This is a genomic window from Agrobacterium sp. ST15.13.015, assembly GCF_027871645.1.
Classification (GTDB): domain Bacteria; phylum Pseudomonadota; class Alphaproteobacteria; order Rhizobiales; family Rhizobiaceae; genus Agrobacterium; species Agrobacterium leguminum.
Window position 1 is genome coordinate 321,942 of record NZ_JAQAHF010000004.1, and the last position, 13,723, is coordinate 335,664.

Annotated in this window: 12 protein-coding genes; 5 read left to right on the forward strand and 7 right to left on the reverse strand. The window is 60.0% G+C overall.

Going from position 1 to position 13,723, the window contains the following annotated elements; translation table 11 throughout:
- The first annotated feature begins 38 nt into the window (after positions 1-38).
- The 3 genes from ettA to metF all read left to right on the forward strand — a co-directional run bounded on the left by ettA (position 39) and on the right by metF (position 3,757).
- Complete coding sequence (ettA, locus tag PIB16_RS08825) at positions 39-1,688, forward strand: energy-dependent translational throttle protein EttA (RefSeq protein WP_078051840.1); 1,650 nt, start codon at positions 39-41, stop codon at positions 1,686-1,688.
- Positions 1,689-1,848: 160 nt separating this feature from the next.
- On the forward strand, positions 1,849-2,862 hold the full coding sequence (locus PIB16_RS08830) for an ArsR/SmtB family transcription factor (RefSeq protein ID WP_003522176.1): 1,014 nt from the start codon (positions 1,849-1,851) through the stop codon (positions 2,860-2,862).
- A gap of 1 nt (position 2,863) precedes the next feature.
- Entirely contained in the window at positions 2,864-3,757 is an 894-nt protein-coding gene (metF, locus tag PIB16_RS08835; protein ID WP_271045453.1) for a methylenetetrahydrofolate reductase [NAD(P)H], read from the forward strand.
- A 466-nt stretch (positions 3,758-4,223) separates the two neighbouring features.
- Here the strand turns inward: metF and PIB16_RS08840 are convergent, their stop codons facing one another.
- From PIB16_RS08840 to PIB16_RS08870, 7 genes are all read right to left on the reverse strand, one after another.
- Positions 4,224-5,450 (reverse strand): lytic murein transglycosylase, encoded by a 1,227-nt coding sequence (locus PIB16_RS08840; protein WP_125145580.1) that lies wholly within the window; start codon positions 5,448-5,450, stop codon positions 4,224-4,226.
- Between the two features lie 122 nt (positions 5,451-5,572).
- Positions 5,573-6,352 carry a glycoside hydrolase family 25 protein gene (locus tag PIB16_RS08845; RefSeq protein ID WP_125145581.1) on the reverse strand — a complete coding sequence of 260 codons (780 nt, stop codon included), beginning with the start codon at positions 6,350-6,352 and terminating at the stop codon, positions 5,573-5,575.
- A 235-nt stretch (positions 6,353-6,587) separates the two neighbouring features.
- A complete protein-coding gene (locus PIB16_RS08850) occupies positions 6,588-7,307 on the reverse strand; it encodes a class I SAM-dependent methyltransferase (protein ID WP_271045454.1) in 720 nt (239 codons plus the stop codon).
- A complete protein-coding gene (locus PIB16_RS08855; RefSeq protein ID WP_271045455.1) occupies positions 7,304-8,554 on the reverse strand; it encodes a DUF3419 family protein in 1,251 nt (416 codons plus the stop codon). Before PIB16_RS08855 ends, PIB16_RS08850 begins: the two co-directional genes overlap by 4 nt.
- 199 nt (positions 8,555-8,753) lie before the next feature.
- Positions 8,754-9,839 (reverse strand): lytic transglycosylase domain-containing protein, encoded by a 1,086-nt coding sequence (locus PIB16_RS08860; RefSeq protein ID WP_173999981.1) that lies wholly within the window; start codon positions 9,837-9,839, stop codon positions 8,754-8,756.
- A 136-nt stretch (positions 9,840-9,975) separates the two neighbouring features.
- Positions 9,976-10,611: a LysE family translocator gene (locus tag PIB16_RS08865; RefSeq protein ID WP_142845271.1), complete on the reverse strand. Its 636-nt coding sequence runs from the start codon at positions 10,609-10,611 to the stop codon at positions 9,976-9,978.
- Positions 10,612-10,663: 52 nt separating this feature from the next.
- Positions 10,664-11,875 (reverse strand): pyrophosphate--fructose-6-phosphate 1-phosphotransferase, encoded by a 1,212-nt coding sequence (locus PIB16_RS08870; protein ID WP_065655955.1) that lies wholly within the window; start codon positions 11,873-11,875, stop codon positions 10,664-10,666.
- Between the two features lie 319 nt (positions 11,876-12,194).
- Between PIB16_RS08870 and PIB16_RS08875 the strand changes: the two genes are divergently transcribed.
- Both PIB16_RS08875 and PIB16_RS08880 read left to right on the forward strand, forming a co-directional pair.
- A complete protein-coding gene (locus PIB16_RS08875; protein WP_003522185.1) occupies positions 12,195-12,935 on the forward strand; it encodes a J domain-containing protein in 741 nt (246 codons plus the stop codon).
- Positions 12,932-13,711, forward strand: coding sequence for an N-acetylmuramoyl-L-alanine amidase (locus tag PIB16_RS08880; RefSeq protein ID WP_271045456.1), 780 nt, complete (start codon positions 12,932-12,934; stop codon positions 13,709-13,711). The genes PIB16_RS08875 and PIB16_RS08880 overlap by 4 nt, the downstream gene beginning before the upstream one ends.
- Positions 13,712-13,723: the final 12 nt, after the last annotated feature.

Sequence of the window (13,723 nt, forward strand, 5' to 3'; positions counted from 1 at the left end):
ACGTACTCTTAAAAATCCGATGTGGAGCATTCGCTACAATGGCACGTCAATTCATCTATCACATGGCCGGGCTGAACAAGGCCTACGGTGCGAAGAAGGTTCTGGAGAATGTGCACCTCTCCTTCTACCCCGACGCCAAGATCGGTATCCTCGGCCCGAACGGCGCCGGTAAGTCGACTGTTCTGAAAATCATGGCCGGCCTCGACAAGGAATATACCGGTGAAGCCTGGCTCGCCGAAGGTGCTACGCTCGGTTACCTCGAGCAGGAGCCGAAGCTCGACGAAAACAAGACCGTCATGGAAAACGTCATGGAAGGCGTGGCGAGCAAGACGGCGATCGTCGACCGCTACAACGAATTGATGATGAACTATTCCGACGAAACGGCGGATGAGGGCGCAAAGCTTCAGGACATCATCGACAGCCAGAATCTCTGGGACCTGGAAAACCAGGTCGAGATGGCCATGGACGCGCTGCGTTGCCCGCCCGGCGACTCGGCTGTAACCGGTCTTTCCGGTGGTGAACGCCGTCGTGTGGCGCTCTGCCGTCTGCTGCTGTCGCAGCCGGATCTGCTGCTGCTCGACGAACCGACCAACCACCTCGATGCGGAAACCATTGCGTGGCTTGAAAAGCACCTGCGCGATTATCCCGGCGCCGTGATGATGATCACCCACGACCGCTACTTCCTCGACAACGTCACGGGCTGGATTCTCGAGCTCGACCGGGGTCGCGGCATTCCTTACGAAGGCAACTACTCCGCTTACCTGCAGGCGAAAGCCAAGCGCATGCAGCAGGAAGCCCGCGAAGACGCCTCGCGCCAGAAGGCAATCAGCCGCGAACAGGAATGGATCGCCTCCAGCCCCAAGGCCCGCCAGACGAAGTCCAAGGCACGTATCAAGGCCTATGACGAGCTGGTGGAAGCAGCGGAAAACCGTCGTCCCGGCGATGCGCAGATCGTTATCCCGGTTGCCGAGCGTCTCGGTCGCGTCGTCATCGAAGCCGACAATCTGACGAAGTCCTATGGCGACCGCGTGCTGATCGAAAACCTGTCCTTCAAGCTGCCCCCCGGCGGTATTGTAGGCGTCATCGGCCCGAACGGTGCCGGTAAGACGACGCTGTTCAAGATGATTACCGGCCAGGAAAAGCCTGATAGTGGCTCCGTGACCGTTGGTGATACCGTTCAGCTCGGTTACGTCGACCAGAGCCGTGACGCGCTGGCGGGTGACAAGACCGTGTGGGAAGAAATCTCCGGCGGCAACGACATCATCAAGCTCGGCAAGTTCGAAGTGAACTCGCGCGCCTATTGCGGCGCCTTCAACTTCAAGGGCGGCGACCAGCAGCAGAAGGTCGGCAATCTCTCGGGCGGTCAGCGTAACCGCGTGCACCTCGCCAAGATGCTGAAGGCCGGCGGCAACGTTCTGCTGCTCGACGAACCGACCAACGACCTTGATACGGAAACGCTGGCAGCACTTGAAGAAGCGCTGGAAGCCTTTGCCGGTTGCGCCGTTATCATCAGCCACGACCGCATGTTCCTCGACCGTCTGGCCACGCACATCCTCGCTTTCGAGGGTGACAGCCATGTGGAATGGTTCGAAGGCAACTTCGAAGACTACGAAAAGGACAAGGTCCGCCGCCTCGGCCCGGAAAGCATCAAGCCCGGCCGCGTGAGCTACAAGCGCCTGACGCGCTGATCCTTTTCTGGAACCCTTCAGAAAGGCCCGCCGTAAAGTGGGCCTTTTTCCGTGTAATAAGTGGACACGATCGCCTCACCGAACACTTTGCGCTTGCATCGGATGCCACATCGACATAAAGATATCTTTATATCTTGATTAGCTTGCGAGGCGCGGCAGAGTGGCGTTCGGTCTGGACAAATTGGTGGATCTTCTGAAGGCGGCGGGTGAGCCCACACGCTTTCGCTTGCTGGCGCTTCTTTCTGCCGGCGATCTGACTGTCACCGATCTTACCGAAATTCTCGGCCAGTCGCAGCCGCGCATCTCCCGTCACCTCAAGCTTTTGACGGAAGAGGGGCTGATCGAGCGTTATCAGGAAGGCGCCTGGGCCTATTTCCGCTTGCGGCAGGATGGTGAGCCTGCGGGCGTCGTCCGGCAGCTGCTTGGCGCCGCATCGCCCTCCGACGCGGTTCTCCAGCGTGACAGCGAACGGCTTGCCACTGTCAAGCGGGTGCGGGCGGAGCGGGCGCAGGATTATTTCAGCCGCAACGCCTCCGCCTGGGACGAGCTGCGCCGCCTGCATGTCAGCGACGAGGCGGTGGAAGGCGCGCTCCTGAAGCTGGTGGGCACCACGCCGGTCGATTCGCTGCTCGACCTCGGCACGGGCACCGGCCGCATCCTGCAGCTTCTGAGCGGTATCTATCGCCGCGCGATCGGTGTGGATGCCAGCCGTGACATGCTCTCGGTGGCGCGTGCCAATCTCGACAAGGCGGGCGTGGTCAATGCATCCGTGCGCCATGGCGATATTCTCAACCTGCCGCTGGAAGGCCAGGATTTCGATCTGATCGTCATCCATCAGGTCCTGCATTTTCTCGACCAGCCGGAGATTGCGCTTTCCGAGGCCGCGCGCATGCTGCGCCCAGGCGGGCGGCTGATCGTTATCGATCTTGCACCGCATTCCTTCGAATATCTGCGCGACGAGCATGCGCATGTGCGGCTCGGTTTCTCGCATCCGCTGATGGAAGAGTGGCTGAAGAAGGCCGGACTTTCTCTGGAGCGCGCTGTCGATCTTCATTCTGAAAAAGCGTCCGACGAAGCTCTGGATGTTACGATTTGGGTTGCCCGTGACCAGCGGCTGCTGATGGCAGACGATGTGGTGCAAGAGGCCGTTTTACTTGCTGCCGGGAGGGCATGATATGTTGAGGTCGGAAACCGCGCGCCGTGATGGCGATATCCGGTTGTCTTTCGAGTTTTTCCCGCCCAAGAATCCCGAGATGGAAACCCAGCTCTGGGAAACAGTTGCCGAGCTGAAGAAATGGAACCCGGATTTCGTGTCCGTCACCTATGGCGCCGGCGGTTCCACCAAGGCGCCGACGCTGGATGCGGTGCGCCGGATGATCGGCGACAGCCATCTGGCGACCGCCGCGCATCTGACCTGCGTGGATGCCAGCCGTGAGGACGTGCATCAGGTCATTGAAGAATTTCGAAACGCCGGCGTTCGTCATTTCGTGGCGCTGCGCGGCGATCCCTCCACGGGCATCGGCACGGCCTACAAGCCGCATCCGGAAGGGTATGAGAACGCCGCCGCTCTGGTGAAGGGGCTGCGTGAAATTGCCGATTTCGAGATTTCCGTGTCGGCCTATCCGGAAAAACACCCGGAAAGCGCAAGCGAAGCGGTCGATATCGATATGCTGAAGCGCAAGGCTGATAATGGCGCGACGCGGGCCTTGACGCAGTTCTTCTTCGATAATGACATGTTCGAGCGCTATATGGAGCGGGTGACGGCGGCAGGCATCACCATTCCGGTGGTTCCGGGCATCATGCCGATCCAGAACCTCACCCAGCTCAAGCGTTTCGCCGGTCGCTGCGGCACCAGCATTCCCGTTTTTCTGGATGAGCGTTTCGAAGGTTATGACGACGATCTGGAAGGTCGTGCCCGCGTGGCCGCGGAGGTTGCCGCCGAGCAGATCGCCGATCTGCAGCGGCGTGGCGTCAATGAGTTCCATCTCTACACCATGAACCGCGCACCGCTGGTCGATGCGGTGCTTGAAAATCTCGGGCTGGAGCGTCTGCGCCGCAGCGCCGCCTGATTTTACAAGAGCAGATTACCGACATGAAAAAAGCGCAGGTCCCTCAGGGCCTGCGCTTTTTAAACTCGTGTCATCTACGGTTCTTATCTGCGTTTGGTCTTCACGTCTCGTCAGATGAAAAGCATCATCGCTACGAACAAAAACGCCAAACCGACTGCCAAGGCATTGAGAGATTTTGTAAGTCCCATGGGTGCCTCCTCTTGTTGACAGGTTCGATAATATGACCGTTTTGTGGCGGTTGAAAAGCGGTTTTTGTGATGCAGTGCAGCACGTCTCCTGTCGGCATAAAAAAGAAATTTCTGTAATTATTTGAAAATAAAAGATTATTTTCTTATCACGCAGTGCTTCATATGTTTAAAAAAAGTAAATGACCGGGGTGTTATCCCCAGTCATCAGGTCGAGATTAACGCTTTATGCCTTGATTCCGTCCGACAGATTAAGGGCCGGAAGGCGCCGTTAAGATTGCTTAAAGCGCCTGCAAAAGTGCGGTCGAAGGCCAGCCATCGGCGGGCATTCCGAGACGCTGCTGCTCCTTCTGGATGGCGACGCGGGTGCCGGAACCGAGAATGCCATCCACCTTGCCGACATTGTGTCCGCGCGCTTCAAGCTTGGTCTGAAGCTCCTTCATGGTCGCATCATCGAAACCGGGCTCCGGGTTGCCCTTGTTGTAGACGGGAGAGCCCATGAGGCGGGTGGCGAAATAGGCGGCCGAGGTCGTGTAGATGAACGACTGGTTCCATTCGAGATAGATGTTGAAGTTCGGATAGGTGATGAAGGTCGGTCCCTTGCGTCCCTGCGGCATGATGAGGGCAGCGGGCAGGGTGGCGAAGTTTCTGTTGCCGTCGCGCGGGGTCACGCCCAGTGCGAACCAGTCACCCGCGGTCAGCGGGCCGCCAAGGCCGGATTTTTCCCAGGGCAGGTTTTCCGGCAGCGAGACTTCCTGAATCCAGGGTTCGCCCTTCTTGAAGCCGAGATGCTGGATGAACTTCGCAGCCGTCAGGATTGCATCAGGGGCGCTGCTCTTGACGTTGATGTGGCCGTCGCCATCCCCGTCGACGCCGAAGGCGATGATGTCCTTGGGCAGCATCTGCACCTGACCGATTTCACCGGCCCATGCGCCGGTATTGGCGGCGGGATCGAGATCGCCGTGCTGGACCATTTCGATCAGCGCCAGCAGTTGCGGGCGGAAGAGTTCCGGGCGGCGGCAATCATGCGAGAGGGTCACCAGCGCGTTGCGGGTGTTGAAATCGCCCTGAACGGCGCCGAAATCCGTCTCCATGGCCCAGAAGGCGGCGATGACGCCGGCCGGAACACCGAATTCGTTTTCGGCGCGGGCGAAGGTGGAGGAGAGTTCCTGAAGTTTCTTGCGGCCGATATCCAGACGGGCCTGGCTGACGGTGCGCTGGGAGAATTCCAGGAAGGTCTGGCGGAAGACGCCCTGTGCACGGTCACGCGAGAGTACCTTCGGGTCGATCTGCGCGCCGGCAAGCGCCTTCTGGATCGCATCGGCCGGAATGCCCTTGGCAAGTGCGTCGGCTTTCACGCCTTCGAGGAATGCACCGAGATCGCCGCCGCAGGCAACCTGCTTGGGATCGTCAGGCGCGGCCACTGGCGGTGTGGCGAGGGCGGAGCCGGTGGAAAGAAGCGACAAAGCGGCGGCAAAAACGATGCTGCGCGACCGGAACGTGGGCATGGGAATTTCCTCGATAGGTTGTTAGCCCGCTTTACCCATATGTTTGCGACAAAAAAACGGACCGAATGATCTGACGTTGCAGAACAACGCCGATTTTTCAAAAGTGTTGCTTCTTGGCCGTGTTATTTGGCGGAAGCAATCCATTTCCGCCAGTTTTTCTCCGTTCCGGCAAAGACATTGATGTCGGTCGGACCCTTCACGCCGGGCACGACGCCGGTTGCTGTATATTGCCAGAAGGCCCATTTGCGGTCTTCGTAAATCTTGGCCGGATGGGCGGCGACGGAGCGGACCCAGAAATGGTAATCCTTGAACTGGCCGACGAGATTGTCGCGGTGAAAGTCGACCGAGGTATAGATGATCGGACGCTTGCCATAGTGGGCTTCGATGCGGTCGAGGAAACGCTGCATCTCGGCACGAACGATGCCGGGCGCCGGGCGCGTCTTGCAGGTGGGCGAGGCCGGGTTCCATTCAACGTCGAGAACCGGGGGCAGGGTGACGGCCTCCTTCGGCACGTTGCGAATGAACCAGTCGGCCTGGGCGTCTGCTGTCGAACAGAAATAATAGAAGTGATAGGGCGCGTGCAGAACATCTGCCGCCGCCGCGCTGCGCCAATGGTCGCCGAATTTGGGATCGATGCGGTCCGATCCCTCCGTCGCCTTGATGAAGACGAAGGACACGCCTGATTTGCGCACGGTCGGCCAGTCGACATCGCCATTCCATTTGGACACGTCGATGCCGTGCACCTCATGGCGGTGCGGGTTGTTCGTGCCGAAATCCTGCGGATCGGTATCGGAAAATTTCGGCCTGGAAACGGATGCAGTTTCCAGCAGGTCATAGCTGGTGGAGGTGCAGCCGCCGATCAACAGCAAAGCCGACAATAGTGCCGATAAACGCAGCCGCATTGAAACCCTGATGAAAGTGTTGCCCATCCCGCGGCCGCAAAACGGCGCGCCGTATCTCCCGATTTACGCATAACATGGTAAACAAGCGGTTATGGCAAGGGGCAAGGTGCTTTTTTGCATCTCGCAAGCCGCTGGATTTGAAGCGATTTGCGATTTTTACTGCTGAAACCTCGCCGGGCGGAGCCGTGAAGACTACGCTACAGACGCGCAGGCGGGTTTCGCAATCCCCCGGGAATCAGGCGTCGGCCAATATGCGGTGGATTTTCGGCTGCTGCGCTTCGGCAACTGGAAGCGTGATGACAGCCCGCCAGGCATAACCCCGGGCGATTTCCTCGAAGACGAGATTGCCGTCGAAACGGCCGGCCATATTGGCCAGAACATAGCGGAGATTGGCGCGGGGCGTGACGTGGAAACGGGTGAGCCATGCTTGCAGAAGGGTGCGGAACCACTTCGGCAATTGTTCCTGCTGGCCGAAATCAACGATATGCAGCGAGCCGCCGGGTTTCAGCGCCGTGAGCGCCTGTTCGATCGCCTTTTCCCAGTCCGGTATCATCGACAGGGCATAGGGGATCATGACGCGGTCGAAGCCGTCGGGCTGGCCGAATTCGGAGGCGCGAAAAGCGGTGGCATCGGCCACGCGCAGAATGGGGCGTTCCGCCTTGCCAGCGAAATTTTCGGCTGCGGTCAGAAGCATTTCGGCGGAAATGTCTAGGCCGAACAGTCTTGCCTGCGGAAATTTGCGGCTGGCCAGCAGCAGGTTGCGGCCGGTGCCGCAGCCGACTTCCAACAGCGTGCCGCCCTTCGGCACGTCGAGGCCGGAAATGGTCCGGTCACGGCCGAGAAGGTAATATTTGCGGGTGATATCGTAGATATGCCGCTGGTGGCGATACATGCGGTCCATCAGGCTCGCATGCGCGCTATCTGCAAGTCCCACATTCTCGCCGATGGTTTTCATGCCATAGCCTTCTGATAGATATGGAAGCCGCCGTAGATGGCCGAACGGTCCATGGCGTTGAGCTCGCTGGAGCGCTCTTCGAGATAGACCCACTGGTTGCGGATATCGGGCGAAAGCCGGCCTTCGATGACGCTCTTTTCGGCCGCGGTGCGGAAGATGACGCGCGCACCGGGCGCGGCGGTGCGGGTGATCTGCGACCACAATTCGTTGAGCTGCGTGTCGGTCATCCAGTCCTGCGCATCGAGGAGGATATAGCGGTCGACGGCGCTTGCCGGCTTTCTGGAGAGAAGCTCGGTATAGGTGGCGTGGTGCACCGCGACGCGGGCCGTGTTGTTGCGGATCGTCTCGTAATATTCCGGCTTGAGATAGGCGGGCAGCGCACCCTCATGCGGTTCGGGATAACGGCGCGCAAAGGCCTGCCAGGCGAAATAATTGTCGCTGAGTGGGAAGTTGCAGGCGAGCTTTTCCAGCCGTTCCTTCAGCACGGATGCGACCGTGCCATTGGCGGAAAGGCTGGCCAGTTCGTCATATTGCCTAGGCGGGATGCCGAGGCCGAAGAGTGAGCTTTTGCGCTTCGTCAGCCAGCGCACCACCGGCTTGTCGAACAATGGCGCCACCTTGCTGTCGAAAAACTGGCGCTGTTCGTCCAGCGTGCGGGTTTTGGCCATTTCGGTGAGCTTTACGCCGTGCAGACGGGCCATAAGATGGCCGGCGCCGATGAAGCGGCCGAGCAGGCCGGTGCGATAGATGTTCCTGTCGAAGACAGAGATGCGGCGGCGGCCGGAAAGGGTGCGCTTCGACCAGTATGCCTTGGTCGTGGCGTCGAGATGCTCGGCGATGAAGCAGTCGTAACCGTGGCTGTTGCTGCGCGTATTGGCGCGACCGAAGTGGCGCACCACGTCCTGATGGGCGGGCAGATGGCGGAAGGCGGCGAGCTTCAGCTTGTTCAGCGCGATGTGGTGCGGGTTGAGGTCCACGACATCGATGCTGGCCGGATTGCGGGAGAGATAGGCCAGCATGTTGCAGCCGCCCGAGCCGATGGTGACGATGCGGTGACCTTCGCCAAGCTCCATCGCTTCCATGTCGATTTCCGGGTCTTCCCATATCTGCGGATAGACGAGGCCGGAAAAGAGGACGCCGAAGAAGCGCTCGGACAGACCGCTTTTGGAGAGTGCCTTGTGCTGGAGCAATGCGGACTTCAGTTTCGTGTTCTTGCTGAAGCCGGTCTTGGGTGCCGCACTCGTCATATGTTCACCTCTCAGTCGATTGAGAGGCGTCTACAGCCGTGACACTACAATTTGATGACAGGGGCTGTGGGCAAAGGCGGGGAATAGGGGTGTCGGTGGAAAACCAGCCCGCGCCGCCCAATCAGGATGATAAAATGAAAACACCCGGCGGCTTAAGAAAAGCCGCTCCGTTGCATTCGCATAACAGAGCCGGAGGCAATCACTTGCGCAAAACGTGCAGCATGCCCTTGCGCTTGGCGTCGTAGTAATAGCCACGCGCATAAAGCCGGACGGCGTTGTCGCGGTCGTTGCCGGCCACAACCCATGCGCCGCGCAGATATTTGACGGCGTATTTGAGGTTGGTTTCCGCATCGAAAAGGCCGGAGGCGGGGCCATCGAAGCCCATGGAGCGTGCCGTGGCGTGCCGGATCTGCATCAGGCCGAAATTGCCGCTGCTATAGGCGCCGGGATTATATCGGCTCTCGCGCTGCACGACGCGGTGAACCAGATCTTCCGGCACATCATACATGGTGGCGTATTTGGTAATAAGGCCGCTCAGCTTTTCGCGTCCGGCCGGCGCGGAATTGAGCGGCGCCGTCATCGATTCGTTCTGGCGGATGGCGGCCAGCGCGGCATTGGTGGGGCCGGCGGCATAGGCTAGAACCGTGCTGTCCGGCTTCGGCAGCGGAATGACTTTGCGTTCCGCCGTCAGTTCGGTGCCGATGGAGGGCGAGCCGGGCGGCGGCGGTGCGGGCGGGAAGCTGCCCTTGACGGCAACCACCTGCGGCAGATCGGCGGCGGCATTATGGGCAGCCGGCTTCGCCGCCACGTCAGCCGTTTCGATGGCTGCGGCCGCCGGAGTGGCGCTTGTCGGTGCGAGCGCCGTGGCCGTGGTCGGCGCAGATGTCGTCACACCAGCTTGGGCGACCTCGTTCTGCTGCGGCTGCATCTGGGCGGCGATGGCTGCGGCTGCAGCAATTTCGGAAGCCGGCGGCAGCGCCACGCGTCCGCCCTTGACGGCGACTGCGGTGGGAAGTGCTGCAGGCTGGGAAGGGGTTGCGGTTTCGGCGGTCTGCACCGTTGCTGCTGCTGCCAGGTTCGCGCCCGCTGCTGCTTCGGCCGTTGCCGGCTGCGCCGATGTCTGCGCAGGAGTGGTCGCGGGATTGACTGTTGCGATCTTCGGGCCGTTCGGCCCTTCCTTGGCGGTATATTCGACGCTGGTGCATGCGCTCAATGCCAGTGCCAGACCCACGGTGGAAGACAGAAGAAGTGCACTCCTTCCGCGGAATTTTCCCGAATTTCGCATGTTGCCGCCTTCGTTATGCCTGTCTGTCGATACCCCCGCGTCGAGCGAAGCAGGCAGTGTCCCGTCGCGCCTTCATTAACCTATTGTAAGGATAGCGGCAAGCCGGGACGTTCCTCCCCGGCTTTCGGGCGGTTTTTCAGGCCGCGATGCGCCTGTATCCGGCGCTGACGGCGCGGCCGGAAATGAAGTGGGTGCGGTATTTCGGCCGGATTTTTTTATCGCCCGACATGCGGCGCACCATCGCCAGAGTAGGCCCGGCAAACAGCGCCTGCGCGGTCAGAATCACCAGCGCCAGAAGCAGGATGGCGGCCTGCGCCATGGCAAGCGTTTCAATTGCTTTGCCGGAGGCGGACACGAATTGCGGCAGCAACGCCAGAAAGAAAGCGAAGTAGCGCGGGCGCAGGGCGGCAATAGCGTAACAATCGCGGAAAATACCGCTCCAGGATTTGCCCGGCAGGTTGTCATTATCGGCATTGGCGGCCTGGGCGGCCGGCGTGGCGAAGGTCCACAGGAGGAACAGCATCAGCCAGCCGATGCCGGCCCATTGCACGATTTCCACGAAGGATTGCGGCAGCCAGGCGAGACCGGCCACCGGAATGGCGGAAATCGTCATGGCCGTGACAATGCCGAGCGCGCCGCCGATGACGGAGGCGAAGACCGTCTTTTTGCCGCGAATGGCGGCATAGGAGGCGACAGAAAATACAAGGGGAGAGGGGAGTGCGAACACAACGGCACATGCTGCACAAAAAATCAGCCAGGCCTGTCCAGACATTCTCTTCCTCCTTGCCCTCCCTGTCGCCGTATTATTTTAGCCTATCGTAAAATCAGGCCGCTGTGAACGGCTGACCGACGTGTTCCATCACTTCGGTAAACCATTTTGCAGAGAGGTCGAAATGCTTTCCGCCCTTGATACGCGGAAACTCGATGGTCCGCAATTTGCCATTCTGGTCTTCGTCATGGCCGGTGACGCCGGAGACCTTGTTGAGCGCGCTTTCTACGGCGAGATCGACCATGCCCTGAATGAGGCGCAGGTCGTCGCCATTGGCGGCGGCGGAGCGGGCGAAATAGCCTGATTTCTGCACCATGGAGCGTTCCGCACCGATGAGGCTGGCAAACTGCTTCTGGAACCAGCCACCGACATTGATGGTGTCGATCTTCACATGGCCGAAAGCGTCGCGCTTGACGGCCTCGCCGGAGGCTTCGCGTTCGGCGACGATGGAATCGAGGCCCGCACCTTCGGAAACGAACAGCGTGACATAGCCGTTCCTGTCCATGATTTCCTTCAATCGCTCGGCTTCCGCCTCGATGTCGAAGGCCATTTCCGGCAGGTAGATGCCGTCGATGTTCTTCATCTGCGTGTTCATCATCAGGCCTTCGACATATTCATTGCCGCTGGTCTTCTGGATATAGGCGCGGGCGGTGGCGGCCGTCAGCCAGCCGCAATGGCGGCCCATGACTTCGTGAATGACGAAGGTTTTCGGCGCTGCGCTCTGTTCGTTGCTGACATTGTCGAAGAAGGAGGCGCCGACTTCGGCTGCCGTCCAGGCGCCGAGCGACTGCTTGATCGGCACAACGTCGTTATCCACCGTCTTCGGCAGGCCGACAACGGTGAGATTGTAGCCGTTGGCGCCGAGATAGGCGGCAAGGTCCGCAGCCGTCGTGTTGGTGTCGTCACCGCCGATGGTGTGGAGAATGGTGATGCCGTCAGCCGCCAGCCGGTCAGCCGCGACGCGCAGCGGATTGTCGCCTTCCTTGACCAGACCGCGCTTGGCGCAATCGGCTGCGTTGGTGAGCTTGACGCGGCTGTTGCCGATCGGCGAGCCGCCGTATCGGTGCAGCAGATGCGCCTTTTCCCGCATATCCCTGGTGATCTCGATACGGTCACCCAGAAGCACGCCCTGATAACCCGAGCGGTAAGCGATGATGTCGATCTCGGGCGCGATGTCGCTGTAACGCTCGATCAGGCCGCCCACGGCCGAAGAGAGACAGGGCGCAAGGCCACCCGCGGTCAGCATTGCGACTTTCTGTTTGGCCATCATGGCTCTCCTTTTCACATATACCCAAAGACATGTCTGGCAAATGGATGCGACAGCCGCGTGTAGGTGTAAAGTGAATTTATAAAGAAAAACGCCGATTTCTCGCGGTTTTTCAGCGGCTTGAGCAAAGTGGCGGAATATAATCGTTTCAATCGGCATAGCCGGTGGCCGGCTTCCCGCCATCTGTGGAAAACTGTGGCGTCATCGTCTGGCGCGCTCTTGTTCCTGAAGCAAAACTGTCGCAAAGATGAATAAAAGTTAATGCCACCGGCCCGCTGGACATATTGCATTCGCGGCAATATCCCGTCATGCTTGTCGCATGATGTTCGATTTCGCCTGTCTGCAAATTTCATCCCTGTGGGAACGGCTGCTCGGCGCAATCGGCGACGCGGCAGGCGGTGCGCTCGGGCGCGTGGTGGAAGCCATCCGCACCCTTTTCGAGGGCGATCCGGAAACCCGCCGCAAGGTTTCCTTTTCCGTGGCCATCATCGCGCTCTCCGCCAAGATGGCGAAGGCCGACGGTGTCGTCAACGATGCCGAAGTGCGCGCCTTCCGGCAAATCTTCGATTTTCCGGAAGAAGAAGCCAAGAACGTTGCCCGTCTTTATAATCTCGCCCGTCAGGACGTTGCCGGTTACGAGGCCTATGCGGAGCGGCTTGCCGGTCTCTGCGGTTCCGGGCACGCCAATTGCGAGATGCTGGAAAGCGTCATCGACGGCCTGTTCCACATCGCCAAGGCCGATGGGCTGATCCATGAGCGGGAACTGGCCTTCCTCGGCCGGATCGCGGAAATCTTTCGTATCACCGAAGATCACTTCGAAACGATCATGGCGCGGCATGTCCATATGGACGGGCGCGACCCCTATCGTGTGCTCGGCGTTTCGCCTTCCGACGATTTTTCCGATATTCGCCGGCGTTATCGTTCGCTGGTTGCCGAACACCATCCTGACAAGCTCATCGCACGCGGCGTTCCCATGGAATTGCATGCGGCCGCGAATGAGCGTATGGCGGCGCTTAACGCCGCCTATGCGGCCATCGAGAAAGAACGCCGCGTCGCATGAGTGAATGTCTGCCGGATTTTACCCCGGATTTCGGGGGCGCAGCCGTTGCGCCTTCGCCTAACCATGGCGAAAGGCTGGGTGTGGCCGGCCCCGATATTATTCTGCTGCATTATACCGGCATGACGACGGCCGACGGCGCGCTGTCGTGGCTCTGCAATCCGGAAAGCCAGGTTTCCAGCCATTATTTCGTCTTCGAAGACGGGCGCGTCATTCAGCTCGTGCCGGAAGCCCGCCGTGCCTGGCACGCGGGCAAAAGCATCTGGGCGGGGGATCAAGACATCAATTCCCGCTCCATCGGCATCGAGATCGCCAATCAGGGCCATCCCGGCGGCCTGCCGGAATTTCCGAAGAAACAGGTGCAAGCCGTCATCGAATTGTGTCGCGATTGCGGCCAGCGCTGGTCTATCGCCCCTGAAAGGGTGCTGGCGCACTCGGATGTCGCGCCGATCCGCAAGGTCGATCCGGGTGAAAAATTCCCGTGGGACATCCTGTCGCAGCACGGTGTCGGCCATTGGGTGGAGCCTGCGCCGATCCGTGGCGGGCGTTTTTTCCAGCGCGGGGATCATGGCCAACCGGTCGAAGCGCTGCAGTCGATGCTGTCCATTTATGGTTATGGCGTTGAAATTACAGGCGCTTATTGCGATAAAACCGAAGGCGCCGTGGCTGCCTTCCAGCGGCATTTCCGTCCCGCTCTGGTGGATGGCATCGCGGATTTCTCCACCATCGACACGTTGCATCGGCTGATCGCCAGCCTGCCGAGATTTTCGGCCGCCTGAACGCGGATTCTG